The 21,519-nt window shown below is 41.1% G+C and carries 21 protein-coding genes and 2 pseudogenes; 2 read left to right on the forward strand and 21 right to left on the reverse strand.

The features are described 5' to 3' along the window. Positions 1-948 precede the first annotated feature (948 nt). From F6K51_RS02220 to F6K51_RS02270, 11 genes and pseudogenes are all read right to left on the reverse strand, one after another. Positions 949-2,187, reverse strand: a complete 1,239-nt coding sequence (locus tag F6K51_RS02220; protein WP_293017698.1) for a glycosyltransferase family 4 protein — start codon at positions 2,185-2,187, stop codon at positions 949-951. Positions 2,188-2,309: 122 nt separating this feature from the next. Then, positions 2,310-2,438 (reverse strand): annotated as a pseudogene (locus F6K51_RS02225) (DapH/DapD/GlmU-related protein); the annotation flags it as partial. A 344-nt stretch (positions 2,439-2,782) separates the two neighbouring features. Further along, on the reverse strand, positions 2,783-3,934 hold the full coding sequence (locus F6K51_RS02230; protein WP_293017700.1) for a glycosyltransferase: 1,152 nt from the start codon (positions 3,932-3,934) through the stop codon (positions 2,783-2,785). Between the two features lie 80 nt (positions 3,935-4,014). After that, on the reverse strand, positions 4,015-4,749 hold the full coding sequence (locus tag F6K51_RS02235; protein ID WP_293017702.1) for a class I SAM-dependent methyltransferase: 735 nt from the start codon (positions 4,747-4,749) through the stop codon (positions 4,015-4,017). Positions 4,750-4,966: 217 nt separating this feature from the next. Then, positions 4,967-5,422, reverse strand: a complete 456-nt coding sequence (locus tag F6K51_RS02240; protein WP_293017704.1) for a hypothetical protein — start codon at positions 5,420-5,422, stop codon at positions 4,967-4,969. 87 nt (positions 5,423-5,509) lie between these two features. Further along, the gene (locus F6K51_RS02245; protein ID WP_293017705.1) at positions 5,510-5,704 is read right to left on the reverse strand and encodes a hypothetical protein; all 195 of its coding nucleotides are present in this window, start codon (positions 5,702-5,704) and stop codon (positions 5,510-5,512) included. 44 nt (positions 5,705-5,748) lie between these two features. Then, positions 5,749-6,669 carry a hypothetical protein gene (locus tag F6K51_RS02250; protein ID WP_293017706.1) on the reverse strand — a complete coding sequence of 307 codons (921 nt, stop codon included), beginning with the start codon at positions 6,667-6,669 and terminating at the stop codon, positions 5,749-5,751. Between the two features lie 153 nt (positions 6,670-6,822). Further along, positions 6,823-7,842 carry a glycosyltransferase gene (locus F6K51_RS02255; RefSeq protein ID WP_293017707.1) on the reverse strand — a complete coding sequence of 340 codons (1,020 nt, stop codon included), beginning with the start codon at positions 7,840-7,842 and terminating at the stop codon, positions 6,823-6,825. Next, positions 7,842-8,984, reverse strand: a complete 1,143-nt coding sequence (locus F6K51_RS02260) for a hypothetical protein (RefSeq protein WP_293017709.1) — start codon at positions 8,982-8,984, stop codon at positions 7,842-7,844. The genes F6K51_RS02255 and F6K51_RS02260 overlap by 1 nt, the downstream gene beginning before the upstream one ends. After that, the gene (locus F6K51_RS02265; RefSeq protein ID WP_293017711.1) at positions 8,981-10,000 is read right to left on the reverse strand and encodes a glycosyltransferase family 2 protein; all 1,020 of its coding nucleotides are present in this window, start codon (positions 9,998-10,000) and stop codon (positions 8,981-8,983) included. Before F6K51_RS02265 ends, F6K51_RS02260 begins: the two co-directional genes overlap by 4 nt. A gap of 25 nt (positions 10,001-10,025) precedes the next feature. Further along, complete coding sequence (locus F6K51_RS02270) at positions 10,026-11,174, reverse strand: glycosyltransferase (protein ID WP_293017713.1); 1,149 nt, start codon at positions 11,172-11,174, stop codon at positions 10,026-10,028. Between the two features lie 6 nt (positions 11,175-11,180). Between F6K51_RS02270 and F6K51_RS02275 the strand changes: the two genes are divergently transcribed. Then, positions 11,181-11,414, forward strand: a complete 234-nt coding sequence (locus tag F6K51_RS02275) for a DUF29 family protein (protein ID WP_293017715.1) — start codon at positions 11,181-11,183, stop codon at positions 11,412-11,414. A gap of 2 nt (positions 11,415-11,416) precedes the next feature. Here the strand turns inward: F6K51_RS02275 and F6K51_RS02280 are convergent, their stop codons facing one another. From F6K51_RS02280 to F6K51_RS02310, 7 genes and pseudogenes are all read right to left on the reverse strand, one after another. Beyond that, complete coding sequence (locus F6K51_RS02280; RefSeq protein WP_293017717.1) at positions 11,417-12,670, reverse strand: glycosyltransferase family 4 protein; 1,254 nt, start codon at positions 12,668-12,670, stop codon at positions 11,417-11,419. 13 nt (positions 12,671-12,683) lie between these two features. Continuing rightward, positions 12,684-13,217 carry a sulfotransferase domain-containing protein gene (locus F6K51_RS02285; RefSeq protein ID WP_293017719.1) on the reverse strand — a complete coding sequence of 178 codons (534 nt, stop codon included), beginning with the start codon at positions 13,215-13,217 and terminating at the stop codon, positions 12,684-12,686. A gap of 210 nt (positions 13,218-13,427) precedes the next feature. After that, entirely contained in the window at positions 13,428-13,610 is a 183-nt protein-coding gene (locus tag F6K51_RS02290) for a hypothetical protein (protein ID WP_293017721.1), read from the reverse strand. A 36-nt stretch (positions 13,611-13,646) separates the two neighbouring features. After that, a complete protein-coding gene (locus F6K51_RS02295) occupies positions 13,647-14,852 on the reverse strand; it encodes a hypothetical protein (RefSeq protein ID WP_293017723.1) in 1,206 nt (401 codons plus the stop codon). A 99-nt stretch (positions 14,853-14,951) separates the two neighbouring features. Next, positions 14,952-15,404 (reverse strand): annotated as a pseudogene (locus F6K51_RS02300) (polysaccharide pyruvyl transferase family protein); the annotation flags it as partial. Positions 15,405-15,852: 448 nt separating this feature from the next. Further along, positions 15,853-16,059 (reverse strand): hypothetical protein, encoded by a 207-nt coding sequence (locus F6K51_RS02305; protein ID WP_293017725.1) that lies wholly within the window; start codon positions 16,057-16,059, stop codon positions 15,853-15,855. After that, the gene (locus F6K51_RS02310; protein WP_293017727.1) at positions 16,056-16,799 is read right to left on the reverse strand and encodes a phytanoyl-CoA dioxygenase family protein; all 744 of its coding nucleotides are present in this window, start codon (positions 16,797-16,799) and stop codon (positions 16,056-16,058) included. The genes F6K51_RS02305 and F6K51_RS02310 overlap by 4 nt, the downstream gene beginning before the upstream one ends. A gap of 580 nt (positions 16,800-17,379) precedes the next feature. On the opposite strand from F6K51_RS02310, the gene F6K51_RS02315 reads away from it, so the two are divergent. Beyond that, positions 17,380-17,526 (forward strand): hypothetical protein, encoded by a 147-nt coding sequence (locus F6K51_RS02315; protein WP_293017729.1) that lies wholly within the window; start codon positions 17,380-17,382, stop codon positions 17,524-17,526. Between the two features lie 70 nt (positions 17,527-17,596). Here the strand turns inward: F6K51_RS02315 and F6K51_RS02320 are convergent, their stop codons facing one another. The 3 genes from F6K51_RS02320 to F6K51_RS02330 all read right to left on the reverse strand — a co-directional run bounded on the left by F6K51_RS02320 (position 17,597) and on the right by F6K51_RS02330 (position 21,095). Then, positions 17,597-19,432, reverse strand: a complete 1,836-nt coding sequence (locus tag F6K51_RS02320; RefSeq protein ID WP_293017731.1) for an ABC transporter ATP-binding protein — start codon at positions 19,430-19,432, stop codon at positions 17,597-17,599. 12 nt (positions 19,433-19,444) lie between these two features. Beyond that, positions 19,445-19,822 (reverse strand): hypothetical protein, encoded by a 378-nt coding sequence (locus F6K51_RS02325; RefSeq protein WP_293017733.1) that lies wholly within the window; start codon positions 19,820-19,822, stop codon positions 19,445-19,447. A gap of 202 nt (positions 19,823-20,024) precedes the next feature. Then, positions 20,025-21,095 (reverse strand): NAD-dependent epimerase/dehydratase family protein, encoded by a 1,071-nt coding sequence (locus F6K51_RS02330; protein ID WP_293017735.1) that lies wholly within the window; start codon positions 21,093-21,095, stop codon positions 20,025-20,027. Positions 21,096-21,519: the final 424 nt, after the last annotated feature.

A 21,519-nucleotide genomic window follows, 5' to 3' on the forward strand; every position in this document is an offset into this window, starting at 1 on the left:
CATAATTATTAGTCAGTTACTAAATTTAGCGAAGTGCCGAAATTGTCATATTACTTACTTGTAATATTAATTGGTTAAAACAATCCGCCTCCCTTGTTTACTTCCTTTATTGGCGTGCTTGGCATTTTCGCGATTGATCAAACACCCCCCTTGCTCAAATCTTACCATCATCAGACTGGTGCGAATACTATCCAACCTATCACTACATCAACCAAACTCGTAATCAGGGAAGGGATATAACTTATGGGTAACTTATGGGTAACTTATGGGTTGATCAGGGGAAGGATTGATTGGTTTTGGTTAATACAATCAATAGGTAATTGACATCTGCATTATATTAATAAAATACCAACAATCAACTTTGTATCCCACTTTCCGCAGGTAGGGATCACATGCAGATAATTTTCCTACCCCCTTTGAGCACGAAATCAAGCCAAGAGGTAATATTTACGGCAAGGAGCACCCAAGAACTGAAGAATCCACAATCGTTCAGANAGGGAATAGGGAGTAGGGAGCAAGGGGTAGGGAGTAGGGAGTGGGGAGTAGGGAGGAGGGAGTAGGGAGTAGGGAGTAGGGAGTAGGGAGTAGGGAGTAGGGAGTAGGGAGTAGGGAGTAGGGAGTCGGGAGTAGGGAGTCGGGAGTAGGGAGTCGGGAGTAGGGAGTAGGGAGTAGGGAGTAGGGAGTAGGGAGTAGGCAAGAGGCAATAGGCAAGAGGCAAGAGGCAATAGGCAATAGGCAATAGGCAATAGGCAATAGGCAATAGGCAATAGGCAAGAGGCAATAGGCAAGAGGGAAAAAAGAATGTGTACCTCATAGCTATGATAAACGCTATATAAATAGGTTATGAACAATCTTGCTGATTTCTCATAACACCAAAAAATCCTCCAAGCTCTTTCATACTGCTCCCTGCTCCCTGCTCCCTGCTCCCTTTTGCCATCAATCCTATGTTCACAACCCAGATACAAACCCTATATGTTGCAGATTTTGTTGGAGTTGAGGCAAACTAAATTGAGAGAGATTTATTTGATGGTGGGAAAAGCGCTGCAATTTTTCGGGGTGATTAAGACACCATTGCAAGGTTTGAGAAATCGCTTCTCCTGAAACCTCTGGTAAGATCGACCCATTCTCTTGATCTTTCACCACTTCTCCACAATATCGGGACACTATCAGGGGTAATTTCCAAGCTTGAGCTTCTAGTTGAGTTAAACCAAAGCCATCGGAAAGGGTAGGGAAGAGAAATACATCTGCTTGTTGATAATACTGGCTGGTGGCACTGCGGGGAACGGAACCAATCCAGCGCACATTTGGCAAGTTTTGTTGGGCTGGGGTGAGGGTAATCCCTACGGATCCTACAATCTGAAATTCAATGGGTTCGTTTTGTAATAATCTAGCTGCTTCCAGCAGGGGAAAGATACCTTTACGTAGGATAACTTGTCCGAGGAATAGCACTCTGAGGGGACGCTGAGGGGAAAAGTGTTCTGGATAGGTGCGCACAAACCCTTGAGATTGGGTAGGTGCTTGGTAAGCTAAGGGAATTACGGCAATTTTCTCTGAGGGTACCCCAACTTGTTGTAGGGCTTGGCTAGACCAGGTGGAGTTAACTAAAATCCGGTCTGCCAAATGACATTCTTTTTGCCAGTTAGTCCAATAGTCTGGGGGTGCTGGTTGCCAGGTTGATTGATAATGGGGATATTGGCGGTGGGCTTGGGCAACAATTTTTTCTTCGACAATTCCTGGATCTATTTGTCCGAGGACAGTGCGCCACCCTTGAGCTTTGGCAAATTGTAATAGATCTAAGGCTGCGTAGCTGTAAGTAAAGAGGATGGGAGGTTTATTAAATTTTGGAGCAATTTTTGCCAGATAGTTGACAGCGTTTTGTTGAAACCAGTGATTACGGGCAATAATTTGTTCCCAACCACGCACTTTTTGCAGACGTTGCTGGATTTCTAGCTGAATCAAGGAATTGGTAAAGGCGTGAGTGGATGCTTGAGCAAGATCTGGGTGGAAGCGATCGCGTAAACTGGTGAGTAGGTTTTTGGGTAGATAGTTGAGGGGAGATTGGGGGGTAATCCAAGCGTCTGTGATTAGGTGAGATAGATTACCTTGCTGATGTAGGGATCTGGGGATTGCGTAATGTTCTCTTGCTCCGATTTGACAGCAGATCCACTGATGAGATTGTTTAAACACAATTTTAATTATTATCTAATTGGTATTTTTTACAGGATCCATGGGTGGTAATGTAAGTGATAGTCTAACTCTGGATTTCTCTTCTTGATAAATCTAGCGGGATTACCTGCCACAACGGTTTAGGGTTCCACATCTTTAGTGACTACTGACCCTGCACCAATTACCGCACCTTCTCCTATTTTTACTGAAGGTAAAATAATAGCTCGATAGGCAATCCAAACGCGATCGCCAATAATGACATCTCCACCTCGATCGGCAAAACTAGGGGATTGGGGATTATGTCCTAAGGTTAAAATTGTTGCCTCTGAACCAATAGAAACATCGTTACCAGTGTGAATTTGATAATGGCGACCATCCAATAAACAACCAAAGTTAATTACGTTGCGATCGCCTAAATAGACTTTACGCCCGTTAAGAAAGCGACAGCCCATTTGAACCGATGTTTCCTTTCCTAGCCTGGCTAAATATGCCTTGAGGTAAGCAATGCGGATTTTACGGGAGGGACAGTTACTAAGCCAATGGTTGTAGTGATAGTTGAGCAAACTACCTGCAATAATTTTAGGATTCACTGATTAGGACTTATAGGCAGATTTGTTTAAGTTTTTAAAACACTAAGAACAATCTGGGCATTTTCCTGCCAAGAATTGTCCCGAAAATACTCTTCCCAGCAAGGTTTAACTGGCGTTTCCAGCCATGACTTTAAGCCCTCGACAATTGCTGTTACACTATTAGGTTCAACCCACAACCCCAGTTGATATTTTTGCACTACCTCTTTCAAAGGTCCTTCTCCACTAGAAGCCAAGCAAAGTTTATGATGGTGAGTTGCCAAGCTTAACACACCACTAGCAGAGCGAAATGTCTGATCATAAGTCAATAAAACTAAATCACTCATGTCAAACAAATTAGGTATTTTACCTTCAGGAATAAAGCCAATCTGCCAGCGACAGCGATCCGCTACACCTAATTCCTCAGCTAATTCTTGATAACGACGAGCAAGTTGTTGACTAGAAGACTGTTCTTTTCCTGCAACTACTAAATATACATCAGGGACACGAGCCATTGCCTCAATTACCAGGTCAAGGTTTTTGTTCGGACGAATATGCCCAAAGGACAACATCACCTTAGCCTCTGGAGGTAGATCAAGTGAGTTGCATGTTTTTTCCCTAGATTGATTTGCTGGGGGCAATTCATAAATACCGTGGGGAATTACGGTTGTGCGCAATTGAGGCATAGGGCGAACCGTATCCAAATCAATTGCTTCATGAACAAATGCCTCCCGCAGAAACGAATAGCCTGCTGCAATAGAGCAACGATGCCACCATTGAGGCCCCAGGACAAAATCTCGCACGGGATCGTGAACTACTGCACCGAATATTACTCCCCGATTGGCTAATTGCCTCAGGCGATGGGCCCACAAGGGCGCAAGGTATTCCAGGTAAGAACCCATTAAGACGTGACAAAACCGATTTTCTTCAATAAAACGGGTTAATCTAGCAATATTGGTGAGCAGATTATAGGAAAGATAGCCTGCTTTAAGAACCTTGGGCATTCGTTTATGCACCCCAGGACTTGCCGTGGTATCATCCAAAATAGGTACAATCTCATAGGCTTCTCCCCTACCTACAGGATAGTTGGGCGTAGTCAGTAACGTTACCTCTGCACCAGCAGATACAAGGGCATTAGCTTGGTAATGGGCATAGTCAGCTAGTCCTCCATAGCTGGCAGGAGAATAGTATAAAATCCTCATGAAATTAGTTAGCTTTGAGCAAGTTATGTTAGATAATTCAAGAGCAATATAATTAACAAATATCCATGCGAAACATAAAATCAGAGCTTTTTTAAAATGTACGTATACTCATCATAATAAAGATCTCTCGTTTGAAAACGATAGTCTTTCCATAGACTGAATAAAAGCTTCCTTAGGCTTCTGAATTTACTTCCTAGCGGCTTAGGATAGATTGATTTTTCAAATTCAAAATCATATCTTCTGCAAAGCTCATTGATACAGGATGGTGTTATCCAGTTAACGTGCTCCATATTGACTGGCACTAATTTATACTTTGTTCGCCATTGATTAAAGCTTTTGCCAAAGGGATTAGGTGTTGATATTAGTAGCTTTCCACCTGGTTTTAAAGAACCATGGCAGAACTTAAAAAATAATCCTAAATCTGAAACATGCTCAATTACATGGCCTGCATAAATTATATCGAAATAATTTTCTTTGATTGGTTTTCCACAGGCATCTGCAGCGATAAGGTTATCAAATCCGAACTTAACTTTACACTCTTCTACTAATTCGGAATTTAAATCTAGTCCCCATACTTCTTTTCCAGCAGCTTTTTTTCTTAATTTTCCATGAAACCAGGTATCTTTGTTAATATAGTCAAGTGTATGTTCAACAAAACCAATATCTAAAATATTTTCAAACTGACTGATGTAAGAATATAGAAAATCATTTCTATACTGAAATACAAATTTAGATATATTATCGTAAAATTTTTTCCACTCTTGATGTGTATAACCTTGATTGGGATCGAGTGAATATTGAGTCCAATTGAACATATCTAATGATCGCTTTTTATAGTACGATAGGGTGGTAGTGGTAATTTATTTATTGAAATCAAAAATTAAAAGGTTCAAAAGATTCGGAATCATAAGCTGGTTGTATCAAAGCTGCTAAGTTAGATATCGCTTGTCTTAAAACAGATTTTGCAGGTCGGTATATTAAGCGTTTTAGTGGAAACATTTTAGAAACCTCAATTGTATTTTTAGCTTTATATTAAGATAAATCACCACTCCAGGTAAGGGTATAAAAACTCTGCTGAGGAACTTCAGAATCAATGGTATTAATTGAACTAATTTTTTTAGCTAAAACCATTAAAAAAGTAGGTTGATTATTTCTGAAAACGGCCTGTTTTCTTACTTTATCTGGATCTACAACAGAAAACCAAGTGACATTATTCTTGTGCCAGTCATCTTCTACAATGAATACTTTCTCTATTTGAAAGCCATTGTTTTTAGAAAAACATCTGAATAAAATTTCTGGACTAAATTGATAAAAACCATGTCCTGGAAAATTATTACAAGGTGTTATTGACATGAAATTTCCACCCACATTAACCATATCCATACAGTTTTTTAATGCAATAGAAAAATTAAATATATGTTCTAAAGATCCGCCATATAAAACAACTGAATATTTATTTTTATAGCAATCTGGTAGCGGTAAATTCATGTCATGAACATAAGTGCAATTTTCATAATCTGAGTAATCAAAAGAATCAATAATACTCGCACCAATGTGCAGAAAAAAACCATCGGCCTATCCTCCATGTTTTTGAAATATTTCCTGTAAGTACTTTTCAAATACTTCTTGACCAAACAAGGAGAAATTATTCTTAAGCTCACAGGAATCTAAATGTAACCCCTGCCTACCTATAGTAGCTGTATGATCGAAATCAACTCCTTGTGATTTAGCATATAGTAAAAACTTAGTACCGTGTCTATCTAGTCCCATCTTACTTACCTCAATATGTAAATTAAATAAATTATAAATTTAAGCTATATTCTTTTGAAGAATCGTTGTAACTTATTATAAGTATTTGTCTTTAATAAGATAATATTATTAATGGCTTTTTTTATATAAAAAATGTAATTTATTATAGATACAAAACTTACCATTATTTGTTTATTTCTTCCTTGAAAATGAAGTGTAAAAAATTTAATAATTTTTCCCGATAATTTATGTTTTCCATATGGAATATATTGCTGCCAATTAATCAACTTTAAACCATCTGATTTGAGTTGATAACCACCTGCATCTGAATCAATACGCTCATCAAATGTGCAGAGCTTTGAATTAATTAACATCGGTTTAAAAAGGGTCGCAATCTTATCAGGATTACTGAGGGTAAATTTATGGAAAAACGTCATATCGGAAATGCCACCGCATCCCGCTTCAGCGATAAAATTTTCATGATGACACCGTAACCATTGCCTCAAATCTTCCTCATCATAGTGTCGGCGAATAAAACTACAGAATTCACCTAACAAATTCGGCTGATTTATAAAATTTGTATGGGCTGAATAAAACACCATCGTCATGCCAAATTTAGACAAGTTCTGGGCTGGCTCATCTAATGAATCGTACACTAAAATATCGGAATCCAGATAGACACACCGACCAATATCTGAATTCTGTGTTAAAAATTCATGGAGAATGAACCATCGAGCAATGCAAAATCTCTCAAATTCTTCACCGTTTGTACTCAGATGGATATAGTTCTTCAAAGATAACTGAGCGCTTTGGGTATAGTTCTTTGTGTAGTAGTGCTCAATGCCTAGTAACCAGATGAAATGGGCATTTGCCTTATCACCTAATAGTATAATTCGAGAGTTTGGATTGGTCTGTTTGGCATGCCAAACTGCATAAAAAAGACAGTCAGCATTACCATGGTGGATAAAAATGATTGGAATGCTCATTATAGCGGTTTTTAAGCTAGTAAGGTACAAGTTTTTTGGTTTTAGGGAGCAGGGAACAGGGAGCAGGGAGGAAGGAGAAGGTAGCAGTAAAGTCAGAAGAGGGAAGAGGTAAAAAATTCTGTGTACTTCATTAGGCTAAAAACCGCTATAGTCTCAAAGCAAAGCCTCTAAAGGTTTATGCAAACGACGACGACAGTCTTGACAGTGTTTAGCACCATGTAAATACCCTTTGACATAGCCCCATAATGCCCACAGTTTTGCAAGATAATGGAAAGCTATCAGATGAAATAGTGCAAATGAGACTCCTAACTGAGCCAGTTGTTGAGCCTTGGGGCTAAATTTTAATATGCGATGGCTAATGGATATTAGGCTAAAAAGCAGCCCTACAAGAGTTAGATAGGATAAAGGCGTGTCAAGGAGGAGCAGACTTACGCTGGCTACACCTAGAACTTCAAGCAATAATCTGCCCCCCACTAAGACAAAGTAGTTATTGCGGGTCATGGCTTCTCCATCACCGAAGAAGTTGCGCTTCTCTTCTTTGAGATATTGCTGTAAGCGCTCAAATCTGTGCCAATAGCAGCGCACGATAGGTGCTGCAGCTGACTTAATGCAATGCTTTTTAATTAAGTAGTCAAAAACTGTGTCGTCAGCTGCCAGCGTCAGATCTTCTGGGTAACCTCCAACGTTTTCCCATGCCTGTTTGCGATATGCAACTGAGCGCGATGTTGCATTTGCTTCAGGCGTTGCAATAAAAACATGCCCTCGCAGCACTAACTCAGTTTTAGCCCAGGGTGTATGAACTGAGTCGGGCTTAACAGACCAGCTACCAACTACATAATCAACACTAGAGTCAGCTTCTAGCGGAGCAACGAGTTCTTGAAGCCATTCCGGATCCCACTCACAGCCAATATCAGTGGAAATGATAAGGTCATGTTTTGCATATTGAATGGCTAAATTGCGTCCTCTAGCCACATTGCAACCTACATCTTGATAGCATCGCAAAGGGATAGTTCCTTGCTCAGCATAGGTTTGCATTAACTCCCACGAACCATCGGAAGAACCACCATCAACAATAACAATTTCCTTAGGGTAGCGTGTTTGTTTTTCCATTTGTTGAAAAAACAACTTGAGACCCTCACGATCGTTTAAGACAGTTGAAACAAGAGAAGTCATTATGAATCTAATTCTCGACAAACAGATACCCAAAGTTCAATATTACGAGCAACATTTGAGAAATATTGCTCAAGTGCTGCGTCCCATAAAAAGCCTTTCTGTCTATGGCTCCACTCCATGATCCATGAAGCTAAACATACGGCAGCTTCGCTATAGGTTGTGGCTGTAGGTAACGGTTTCTCTAATAGTGGTAACATATCGTCAATTACCACCATGCCTGCTAGTTCATTCCAGAGATCTTTGTAGAGATTGTGAAATGAACGACGATGCTCTACTACAGGACTACCTATGCGTACTCGATGGCCGACAGCTTGGGCACATTTCTGAACAAAGAAACCACTAAAAATATCACCAAAGCGGTCGAGCTTCATTCCTCCAACTGGATGCCCCATCTTCACATAATAGTAAGCTGGAATTGCATCTCGAATTAACGCAGTATTTTGGGTATTTATAGGCATTAGTGTTTCTGGAGCTAGAAGCACACTTTGGCTAAATTGGGCTTCTGCCGCACATCCAGTGACTAAGCGGGTAGCTGCATCCACATCAGGATCTCCAGACCATAGACCAGCATTAATGCTAACTAGACCAGTACTAGAGGTCGTATCAATGTTGCTACAGCGAGGATCACGTCGCTTGTAGGGAAAACCACGGGCATACACAGTGCCGCTGACACCTTGGCGTTCACAGTTAACATCCATCATGGTGCAGAGGTTGAACCACTGTTGATAGCCAGTCGCTGTCGGTAAGGTAGTCTGTTTGCCAACATGTTGATGACCTTCTAAAAATGGCCAATCAGCCCGAGGATAGTTGTCATCATCAATGGCAATAATGGCATCACAGCGATCGCGGTAGGCCATTAGAAACCCTACATTCCGACGGTTATCAGTTTTCCAAGGAATCTCAGCTGCTAGTTCTGGAAATGGAGCTAAAAATTTATTCTGTTCTTCTTGGCCGAGATAAAACCAAGGCAACCCCTCCCCCTGATACTTTTCGACTCGCTGACGACACTCAGGAGGTGTAGATAGATCGCCAACAATATAAAAGCGAACCTGATCAAGCTGGTTTCTTGCTTTGAAATGCTCGAAATATTCGTCGAGAAAGTTACCACTGTAGATAGTTGTTACTACAATTCCAAATATCATAAATAATTCACCTTAACTGTTGTGACTAAATTTTGTTGCCAATACATGATAGAAAGGAATCGATGCAATCCTAGTACTTCCCTTACCCTGAGTGAAAAAGACCTACAACCTTTTCGATTTGAGCATTCTTTGAGCCATTCCTTAGCGATTTTCATTGCTTCATGAGCAGTTGTGGCGTCATTTTGTAGTCGTGCCTTCAGATAAATATCTGAGTAGAGACGCATGAGACTTTCACAATGTTTTGCGGTTAGCGATCGCTGTTGTTGACTAAGAAACTCTATGTTAGCGGTAGTAATTGCCTTCATAGATTGAAACCATAAAGCCAGAACATCTGGCTGATTTCGGTTGTCTTCAATTTCTTGGCGATAGAGTGCACCAGCGCTAGCAGTATATGCTACCGAGAATGTAGAAGTAAGGCGAAACCAAAAGGCTGTGTCTTCACTCATATAACGGTCAAGCGCTTCAACCCAAATAAATGGTGTATGCAAAATATCTCGCCTAACTATTGCTGAATGCACTGCCCAGGAAGCAAAGGCAATTGCTCCATCAGGAAAGCCAGAAGCTGTTGAACCATAGCCAGCAGGTGCTTTCAAGGTGCGCTGTTGTGGATTTGAATTAGTATATTCTTGCCAATGTCCGGCAATGATAGCTGCGTCAGGATGATCCTCAACAGGCGACAATAAATTTTCTAAATGAGTCGATTCTATCGTGTCGTCAGCATCTAGAAATAAGACCCAGGTTCCTGTTGCATGCCTTAACCCCACGTTGCGAGGTGCTCCAGGCCCACCTGTACGTTTAGGACATGAAATAAGATGGATTCTCGGGTCACAATATTTTTGGACGATTTCTAAGCCGTTATCTGTAGAGTTATTATCTACGACCCACAGTTCCCAATCAGTAATGGTTTGTGCAAGGACAGAATTGATCGCTGCACCTATATAAGGGGCTTTATTGTAAAGAGGGACAATAATACTAACATCAGGCATAGTTTCAAAAACTGAATTAGTTTCATTCACCAGTTTTGTTATAATTTTGGCATCTTTAAATAAAAACCAAATCGCTAATTGCCTTACAAAAAGCTTCTTGAATTACTAATGGATTAAACTGTTTTTGAGCAGCCAGGCAAGTCTGCTTAGCATAATGCTTGCGGAACTCAGCAGTTCTCTGGAGTTTTTCAAGGGCTGAAACTAATTCAGCTGGATTTTCCCTAGTCACACAGATGGCCTTATTACCTTCCTTAGCCCAACGCACCGCCGAAGCATACTCTGGTCCCCAAATCACAATCGGTTTACAAAATTGAGCATATTCAGGCAATTTAGAAGGAAAACTCGTTTCCATGCGCCGCCTCATAGCAGGATCAAAACTCATGGTCACCAAACAAGCATCGGCTGAACTTAGCCACTGGTTCAACTCAGATCTGGGTGCAAAGTCTAGCCACAAACCGCGCTCTCGCATTTCCTTTTGAACATCTGCCGACCAATTAGGGTTTTTTCCCCGAAGCTGTACCTGTAAACTAGGATGATCTTTAACTCCCTGCAACAACTCCCCTAACATTGGGCCATATTCATAGAGATTTCCAGAATACACAACTCGCAAGGGACGAGATTTATCGACTATGGAATTATTAGATCTTGGTTCAGATGGTAGAGAAGCTGGAATGGGATAAAGAATTTGACTATTGGGATGCGAACCTAAAGCGTTTTGCATGCCTTCACTGACGCAAAGTACCAAGTCTGAGCTATCATGAAGCTGCTGGAAACGCCGTGCGATTAGTTGCCGAAAAGGGGCATGAACAATAGGTAAATCTGGCCACCAGTCATGGAAAATAGTTACTAGGGGCAAGCCATGTTTTTTGGCAAAGCGCAAAGCCGCCCAGCAGCCATCACCATGAGCAACAGTGAGCACAATTGCTTTTTGGCTTGATAGTTGGTGAGAATGGCACAGGGGATCCCAACTGCGACCATGAGTGAGAACATTTAAATTGTTGCCCCAGGTATGAAATCGAGTGCGATTCAGCCTTTTTACTAATCTTGTTGGTAAGTCTTGGGGATTGGGCACCACTGAAACCTTCCACCCATCTAGCTGACTTAGATGGCGGTGCAGTAGGATTTCTCCTGCACTAGTTGGCGCAGGTTGTACGGAAGAGATGACAATAATCTCCGGCTTAATAAGGGATTTACAAGTTACCATACTGGTATGTTGGTTTTGAGTATTAGAGAGCAACGTCGGGCTATTAAACGGCATTTGCAGCAAAATCCGAGCTTAAAGTCTCGGTTGGAAGAAGCAATGATAAATGGCTATGAAGCATGTGTTGATTTGGCTTTACGAGAAAGCGATTTACAATTGCGAAGGTTTCCAGAACGTTGTCTTTACTCGTTTGAAGAGATTATTAAGGATAGTTTTTTTTACGATACTAGCCAAGATTGGTAAAATTAGCTTGTTGGTTTACTTAGCCGATCCTTGCTTTCCTCTAAGATTGAACGGTATAGATTTATGTGTCTCTCAGTTTGAAGTTTTGAAGAATACTCTGCAACCGCCACTTTTCGGCACTGTTGACTCATGTACTCACGCAAATTGTGATCTGTTAGGAGTTGAATAATACCGTTACAGAAATCTTCAACATTCTCAGGTTCTGCTAAATACCCGGTGGTTCCTGGTCGTACCAAATCAGGAACACCACCTACTTTAAAACTAACTGTAGGAGTACCACAAGCCATAGCTTCTAGGGCTACTAACCCAAAAGCATCAGCACGAGTGGGAAATAAAAATAGATCAGCAGCAGAATAAGCTATTGCTTTAAGGTGATCACTACTAACAAAACCTAAGTTTTGTGTTTGTATACCAACTGATTCACTGATTACTTCACCTCCATCTCCTAAAGTCAGCAGTACTATTTCCCCTTTGAGAGATTGAGGTAAACTTGAAAGTGCTTTAAGTAGAAGGTCTCCTCCTTTACGAGAGTTGGTTAGATTTTGCGCCCCAAACATCAAAACCTTCTTGTTAGTAGGTAATCCCAATAAGGAGCGACATTGTTTAGTATCAAAGGGCTGATAAGCTTCTATATCTACACCAAGAGGAATATAGTGAACTGGTATATGACTAAGTATGCTTTGTTTTGCTTGTGCAGCGTTCCATTGGCTAGTAGCAATAATTGCAGCTAAATTAGATCGCCGATAGCTCCACTGTTTAAGTTTCCACTCAATCGCAGTAGCGTCCCTTGTTATAGCAGGATCTGTGTCTAGATAAGGACATGAACCACATCCGCTCTGCCAACGTTTACAATCAAAACTATAGGCACAGTGTCCTGTAAAACTCCACATGTCATGCAGTGTTAACACGGCTGGCTTGTTACGAGTAATACTAGGCAAAGCCAGATAGTTGAGATAACCAGTATGCAGATTATGAAAGTGGAGGACATCGGCATTTTCATAAAATGGATGTTGGCAAATTTCTGCACTGTTAGTTATATAAATATTATTTAAACCAAAAGCTGTCGTGAGTTTACGAAGCTGATCATCTATCTTACCCCGAGGAGGAACTTTAGCTACGCGACTGCTATTAGTGATTGCAGAATCAACCAAAAATCTAGAGTCGATTTCATTTCTCAGTAGCCCTTGATGAATACGATAGGCTGCGATCGCAGCTCCACCTATTTTATCAGTTTGGTTAATATGAAGAATAGTCATTTAAATATCAAGGCTACCAATCGCCTTCACCATAAAACTCTGAAGCTATTGGTTCAGTTATATGTCTAATAGCTAAAATTTGTTCTTGCTCAAGAAATTGCTTCCAATCATAGACATGTTTATCACTGCGAAACCGTTTCACATGAGAGTTTAAATCTTGCTCTTCTGGTAATTCATTAATAGCGTGATGTTTAATTATCTGCTCTACATTGTCCGTAAATTCAAGATTCAAATCTTGGCACAAACTACGAAATCCCTCTAAAGGAGCAAGAGCTAAGTCTTCATAACGATAGAACAGCCAATTTGGATATTGCTTACGGTAACTAACTACCATTGCATAAATTGCTTTCCAAAAAACAGCTGCCCGTTGCCAAAGTGGCATTGTTTCATCTATTGCAGCAACAATTTCAGTTTCTAAATCAGATAATTTTTCGAGTAGTTTTGGCTGCTCAATAAAAACTGATTGAAACGAATGCATATGAGTTGGATCTTTTAATACACTCCAAACATAGGCAGCATAATGACGGATAATTACCACAACATCCATATCAAATTGTGTCGCTAACCACTCAGTAGAAAAAATTGCAATGGGGTCTTTTACTAAGGGACGAACTCCTAAAAAGCCAGGAAAATAATAACGAACTATTTTTGACGCTGTAGGACGTATTTTTACTTGATTAAGTGCAACCGATAGCTCTTGAATTAAGTTATTATCAATATTTATAAATTGCTTTAAATAATGATGAAAAAACTCTTGTTATTGTGGTGTGACGTAGTGAAACAAACGTGGTATTTTTTTACTATAAGTACCCTCGGCAATTGCCACATTAAATGGTTCGTGAATGTAGCGAACATAGGGAGAATAGGAAATTGTTTTGCCAATCCACGTAGAGCCTGAGCGGTTGCTACCTGTTACTAAAATAGGGCGATTTGAACGCATTATGGTAAACTAGAAAACTGTTTGATTTTTTGGTGTTCAACCTAATTGCATCAAGATTTTTTTGATAGTTGCTTTAGTCTTAAAAACTAAGTAAAAAAATCTTCCTTCAAAGGTCAGCCCATGCTGTCCGCAGAAGTGAAGAAAATCAATTCGTTCTTTTCTAGTTAATTGATTCTTTTTGAATAGGAATTTATAGCGTTGCTTATACTCTTTAAATGACTTTTGAAAGCATTCCAAGTTTTGAGATGAAAAATCATATTCTCGTGCTGCGTGAGTCCAACCGACTTCTTTTTCCTGCACTTCTAATATAAGCTGAGCGTGTGCTTTTGCCAGTAGGGTTGCTGGTTCTAACTCGGGTATAGCCTGCTCTAAGCAATCCATATACAAGTTAAATGGAATACGAAAAAGGAAAGGCGTATGTGTGGAGCGGGTAGCGCGATTGCCATCACTACCACTGTAGGTAAGCATCCGTAGCATTGCACCAAAATCTATGGCGCAGATGCCCAATTCTTGTGACAGTTCATAACAGAGAATTTTGGCACCGCCACCTAGCGCCAGAAACAATGTGTCAATTTTATTTTTTTGTACAAACTCCCATAGATCTTCTTTTATAAGATCGAGATTATCATTTAAATTATGACCATTCTTTCTAACCTGATGAAAAAATACGGTAGCAGATGGAGACCAATAATTTTGGGCGATTTTTCGATACTCCTGCTTTTCAAATATAATTTTTAGTAAACTTGCCTCTGCTCCTGCAATTCCTACACGGCGATGCTCACAATAGTTCTTGAATTCTGTTTCTATCCATGTCGGTAGAATGTATGATGTCTCTTTTGTGGGATTACACAATAGTTCATTATCTCGGTTTAACTTCAGTTGGGGTAAAAGTTGTTCATTAATCCAAAGAAGTTGATGGAAGTCTACATAATCCGCATTTTGGAAAGCCTGCAAAAATCTTGCTGAATAGCGAAGTCCGATACCCGGATTTCCGTATGGTTTTGTACCGCCGACTACTCCATCAGTAGTGTCCGCTTCGCCAGAGAAGCCATCTTGAGCGGCTAGGAGTAAGGTAAGATCCATGTCACCAAGACGAAGGAAAGAAAACGGACGGCTGTTCATCGCCTCGGTTATTCTTCGAGCTTCCTGCTTTCGTTGCTCCATCCATTGTAAGGGTTTGGAACAAAGAGGTTGGTGTTGCTTGAGGTTGAGGTTTTTAATATAGGTTTGGTGAAGGGACATTTAAGCACTCTTAAGTTCTCATATTTTATGATTTCAATAACTTTTTTTAAAAAAAAGTTATATTTTTGTGTCTATTTTAGATATAGTCATTGAAAGTTTTTAATCTAGCTTTTGTTTACAATAATGATATCTATAAATAAAATTATTATGCATCATATATTGATGTTTTTCTAGTAAATAATTTAAGTTGTGAAACATCAAGTCCAACTCTTCTTTGATCCTGTAGATTTTTGATGAGCGTTTTCTAGTATTCTGCTTCACCTGTTTAATCGAGATAATTTCATTTCCTGTTAGACAGTTGGGAGTTTCTCCAAAAACTGAATAGTAGTCTTTAAACTTAAATCCCTTTCCTGAAACTTTATTACTCAGTTGCATCCATATAGATGGAATACCAAATGCGTCTGCAATTATAAGTCCGTGGAGAGACGATGAAGCTATAGCTTCGCATCGAGTAATATCTGCAATGACTTCTTTTGGGTTACGTGTTACGTCAATCAATAATACATTTTTAGATTCTGCTTTGCTTAATGAAATAATTCTTTCATCTAATGCATCAACATAATGTGGTACTAAACCTAAATCGTACTGTTTTTAAGATTCTGCATAACAATTAGGTGCTAGCAGTCCAGGATCTCCTAAGGTAATTGTCTGAGAAGCAAAAACCCGCTTTCTAGTTAAATGACCTCTGACACCAATAATAGATGCACTAGTAAAACAGTTACTAGAAGATGAAAACATGAATCCAGAACCTAAAATTAGACCACTAAAGTTATACGATAACTTCTATAATATGCTGCCAATAGCAGTTGCATGATCTTCATTTGGTAAAGTATGTTCAACATCATATCCATAGTGTGAGAATATATCTCTGTTTAACTGATCGCCAAAATTTTTGATATTACAGTAATATAGCTTAATTGGAGGCATTTTTTTCGTTTAAGTGTTTTACATCCACTCAAAATAATTAGGATAGGGACATTTGAAAGATTTGTTTGCTGATTTAAGCTGCCACCTGACTACTTTGCAATTTCCAATAGCGTGCATAGCGCTCACCTTGATGCAGAAGCGACTTATGAGTACCGTGCTCCACAACCTCTCCCCGCTCTAGCACTAAGATTTGATCAGCCTCAGCAATGGTCGAAAGTCTATGGGCCACAACAATCACTGTTCGTTCTTTCTGGAACTGTTCCAATGCCTGCTGAATCAACTCTTTCTGCTGTTTGAACTTGGCAATTTAAGATGCCATAGTTTACGTTTTAAACTCACCTCCCATTCTCCAGTTAGCAGCCCTTTGGCTAGGTTATTAGAGATTGCCTTAAGCGTCAGGAGCAAAAGCTGCTTATATAACTTCATTAGTTCTGGAATAGCCATAGTTGCGATTGAACTATTCGGAAAGACTGGATAGTTTCGCTGAATGCCAAATCCTAAGTAGTTGAAAAGGTCTGGACTAGGGTTATCGATAAACCCAGCATTGACCAGATTTTGCTCTCCATGGCCAAGATATTCATCTTTAATTTGCTCGACCTGGAACTGAAAACTATTTCGAACATGATGTCTGTCTTTAAACGGGCGTGCTCGATGAATACCATGCAAATCAAAGATGATGAGGTCGCCCTTCTTTATTTCAAAGGTTCTGATATTCTGCTGATAGTGCGTCTGAACCCAGCGATCGCTGATATAAATCTCATCGTCATACTTTGATGACCAAAGGTGGGAACCCTCAATATACTGAAACGGGCTTAAATTTGGCTCGGAAAGATATATAAGAAATACCAGACATTGCATCTCGTGCTTACGCAAAAACTGACTACCTTGCAGCAGATTATTGTCTGTGTGCCACGGCATATGAAACCCTCGACGGGTCTGACAGAACCTGTGATTTATCAGCTGATATCCTGCTTGGAAATAGGCATTACAAACATCTAAAACCTGTTGAGACGTAATCAAATCTTAGGCTCGCTTCGACTTGGCCAGGCAATGGCTCAAAAACTTCTGATTTCCTGAACAAACCACACCTAGGTCATTTTTATTGATCAGAATCTCATCAAAGTCGATTTCTTCTAAGAGCCGGTCAGCCTCTATCTTATCTAATGCACTTTCTGCGAAGTAATAGCCCTTTTCTCTAAGAGAGCTGACAATTTCAGCAGTGGCAGTAATATTGAGAGTATTCCAAGAAATAACAATACACCAGAAATGTTGAATCTATTTCACGTCTGTACCTACATTTAGATACCTGACTGGGTGATCAGTAACCTGGTGAACTTGGTAGGGTGTGGGGTGTGGGCGAACGGGTGATTATAAAAATGATTATAAAAATCAAGGAGCTGAGGCGTTGCTTAATAATGGAATGATTTTAAGAGTTTTGTGGAATGGGCATCTTGCCTGTTCCTGGAGGTGCGCGAACGGGTCGCACCTTGAGCGAATTTAATTCTTAATGAGTCAAGCGCACCGAATATTTTCGGGCGGGCAGGATGCCCCTTACAAGGGTAGGTTTTTTACAAAGGGGCGAGTACGTACTTTTATTGTCTTGATGATTTTTAACGACAATAATGGTACATTTTCTTATACCCCACACCCCACACCTGATGTCAAAGTTAAAAACCTACCCTTATCAGCAACTCCCAACTCCCGATTCCCGACTGCCGACCCAAATGTAAAAAACCTAGCCTTGTAAGCTCCCCACTCCCCACTCCCTGATCAATTTTAGGGTCAAGAATCAAACAGCCCTGCTTCAAGCTACTGCCTTAAACTGCCACCTGGCTACTCTGCAACTTCCAATAGCCTGCATAGCGCTCACCTTGATGCAGAAGCGACTTATGAGTACCGTGCTCTACAAGCTCTCCCCGCTCTAGCACTAAAATCTGATCAGCCTCAGCAATGGTTGAAAGTCGGTGTGCCACAACAATCACTGTGCGTTCCTTCTGGAACTGTTCCAATGCCTGCTGAATCAACTTCTCGGATTCACTATCTAAGGCACTGGTTGCCTCATCCAAGATTAAAATCTCTGGCTGTTTAATTAATGCCCGTGCCAGAGCCAATCGTTGCCGCTGTCCACCCGAGAGTCGATAGCCCCGCTCACCCACCACGGTTTCGTATCCATCAGGCAAGGCCAAAATAAACTTGTGGGCTTGAGCTGCTTTAGCTGCTTCCACCACCTCATCCAAGCTTGCTGACGGACGACCGTAACGCAAATTTTCTAAAATACTGTCATTAAAAATAAACGTATCTTGACTGACCACCCCGATCTGTTGCCGCCAGTTTTCCAAGCAATAGTCTGCTAGAGGACGACCATTGACTAGAATATGTCCTGCCGTGGGTTGATACAGCCCAAGGAACAAATCTATAATCGAAGACTTACCTGCCCCCGACCCCCCTACTAAAGCAGTTACTTTGTTTCGAGGCAGAGTAAAGGTGAGATTCTTGAGGGCAAACGTATCATCGTTAGTATAGGAAAGGCTTATAGACTTAAACTCAATATCTTCCCTTAGCCGTGTAAACGGCTCCGTGCCCGAGTGCTCAAATACCTTATCCCGCTGGTCTAAAATCATCTCTAACCGTACCATCCGGGCGCTGTTATCCACAAAAAGTGTAATTGTGTTTGAAGTTGCTCTCAAGCGCCCCGATAACCTTTGCAAGGCCAGCAAAAAGGTCAACAACAGGGGTAGGATTGTCGCCTTACCCCCTTCAAATAGTACTGCTGAAGCCGCCAAAATTCCCAGGGCTACCATGGGCAAAGTCTCTAAAATTGGCTCCGGCAGGAAAAAGACCAATGCCCGCTTTTTTAGTTGTTTCTCGATTTTACCTAATATCTGATTTGCCCCCGTTAGTGTCTGTGGCTGGGTACCAAAGGTATGCAACAACCTCAATGCCTGGATGCTCTGAGTAATATACTTAGCCGACTCCACCTGGCTTGCGGTCACCCGCTTTACCACTCGTCGTAATCGGGGAATCAGCTTGTACTGCACATAAGCCACCGCCAGAATCAGCACCGTTGCCGCCCCTGCCAAGATTGGGGATAGACGCACGATAATAACCAGGTACACCAAGGAGAATGACACACTCACCACCAGATTGTTGAATTGTGTGATATTTTGATCGACTGCGAAAGCCGCATCATTGGTAAAAAGTACTAGGTCACCGACCTTATAGCGGCTCACACAGCCATAGCTAAAGGTCATAATCCGTTCAAACACTTTCCCCGTCACATAGGGCTGTGCTTTGGCCGATAGGTAAGCTGTCGATACCTTATTGAGATAGTTACTCAGACTTAAGCCGATTTGCAGCACCACTGCCCCAAAGATTAATACTAAAAACATTTGCTCTGGTGGCAAAGGCAGAATCTTAGCAAGGGTTTTAGCTATGGTTGGATTGGTTGGTGTATCTGTTCCAGGGTCATCAGTCCCCGTTAGGTAACCCACGGCCAGATAAATAACACCTAGGGTGCTGCCCTCTAGGACGGCACTGACGAGATTGGTAACCAGGTTCATCCCAATCAGCCACCAGTTTTTCCGGGCTGTCTCCCCGACCAGACGATAGGCTGGCGATCGCAAATTGGGAATGAGTTTTTTCAGTTTTGTCACAATTACTATTAATTAGTCAGCAAATATATAGCGTTTTAAAATCAGATGTGAAACTAGAATTGAAGGGAACAGGGAACAGGGAACAGGGAATAGGGAACAGGTAAAGAGAGGGGGCGTTGCGTCAGTCAAGTAATGAATCGGAGTAGAGTGGGCATCTTGCCCGCTCGAAAATATATTGAAACTGGCAAGATGCCAGTTCCACGCAAGATGCCCATTCCACGGCAAGATGCCCATTCTACAGGTGCGACCCAAGGGCGCGAGGGATTGCTCGCGCCCTTGGAGGCGCGCACCTACTCTTAAAATCATTCCATTATTCAGCAACGCCGAACAGGGAACAGGGAAAGAGAGGGAGGTGTAGGGAAAGGCTTCCATGCAAAAGGCAACAGACAAGAGATAATCAGGATTTTTTCCCTCTTCCGACTTCTCTGTTCCCTACTCCCTACTCCCTACTCCCTACTCCCTACTCCCTACTCCCTACTCCCTACTCCCTACTCCCTACTCCCTACTCCCTACTCCCTACTCCCTACTCCCTACTCCCTGCTCCCTACTCCCCAGAACTATGTACTTAACAAAATCCCAAACTGCTATATACTCAAACGGTTACTGCTGATTTAGCCAAACGAGCTTGCCAAGATTCCACAATTTGCTGAATTGTTTCTTCCAACGACACCGAAATATCCCAACTGGGGTAATGCTCACGCATCTTACTCAAATCGGAGTAATAACAGATATGATCGCCAATCCGATTATCTTGTACATAGGTATAGCGCATCGCTTTACTACTATACTTCTCTGCCAGCTTAAATGCTTCCAGAATTGAACAGCTATTGCCTTTTCCGCCACCGATGTTATAAACTTCTGCTATTCGAGGTGCTTCGATAAAAGCGTGAATAAACCGCGACACATCCAGAGAGTGGATATTATCCCGTACTTGCTTACCCTTGTAGCCAAAAATCTTGTATTCCCGACCTTCGAGATTACACTTGACCAGATAACTTAGGAAACCGTGGAGTTCCACACCGGAATGATTTGGTCCGGTCAGACAACCACCCCGTAAACAAGCTGTGGGCATGTTAAAGTAGCGACCATATTCCTGCACTATCACATCAGCAGCAACTTTGGATGCGCCAAACAAAGAGTGCTTTGATTGATCGATGCTAAAGGTTTCGGGAATGCCGTTGGTGTAAGCCGGGTCGTCATAATCCCAACGAGTGTCTAGTTCCTTAAGCTGAATAGTATTGGGGCGATCGCCATACACTTTATTGGTAGACATGTGTACAAAGGGCGACTCTGGACAAGATTGCTTCGCAGCTTCTAGCAAGTTCAAAGTTCCCACTGCGTTGGTATCAAAGTCAGCGAAAGGAATTGCTGCGGCGCGGTCGTGGGAAGGCTGGGCTGCTGTATGTACAATCGCGTCTGGCTTGAGCTGCGCCATTAGGTCTAAAATACCTTTGCGATCGCGTATATCGAATTCATGATGAACAAAATCTTGAATTGTCTCTTGCAACCGCTGCTGATTCCAGCGTGTATCCCCTTGGGAACCGAAGAAAACAGCCCGTTGATTATTATCAATACCGTGAATTTGCCAACCTTGTTGAGCAAAGTAACCACAAACTTCAGACCCAATCAATCCTGAGGAGCCTGTTACCAGTAATTTTTTCATAGAAAAGCTTAATTTTTTATGTAAATAATCTATAGTGAAACTAATAAGCTCAAAAAGCGATTCATCGTTAACGCTTCTCTAACTGATATAGCAGAAGTCAGAAGTCAGAAGTCAGAAGTCAGAAGTCAAACTCTTGCGCTTATTTAGGTTTGAGACTTTTGTCATGTCCTAACTGCCCTGGCGACTGCTATATCTTGCACCTTGAATTAAAAGCTCTAAAATTTAGGAGTCACTAGTCAGTAGTTATTATGCATCAAAAATTAATTCCCATTTAACTGGAAATTAATCAGCGTTTGATCAGCAATAATATTCTCATAAGTGTTTAAAATTAAAACGTTAAACACTTCTGGGCAAGAGGCAAAATGCCAAAGTTTGTTTTAGAAACTATTAAAGAATAAACTCAACTGATTGCCTCTGTTATTAA

The organism is Moorena sp. SIO3I8 (assembly GCF_010692325.1).
Taxonomy (GTDB): Bacteria; Cyanobacteriota; Cyanobacteriia; order Cyanobacteriales; family Coleofasciculaceae; genus Moorena.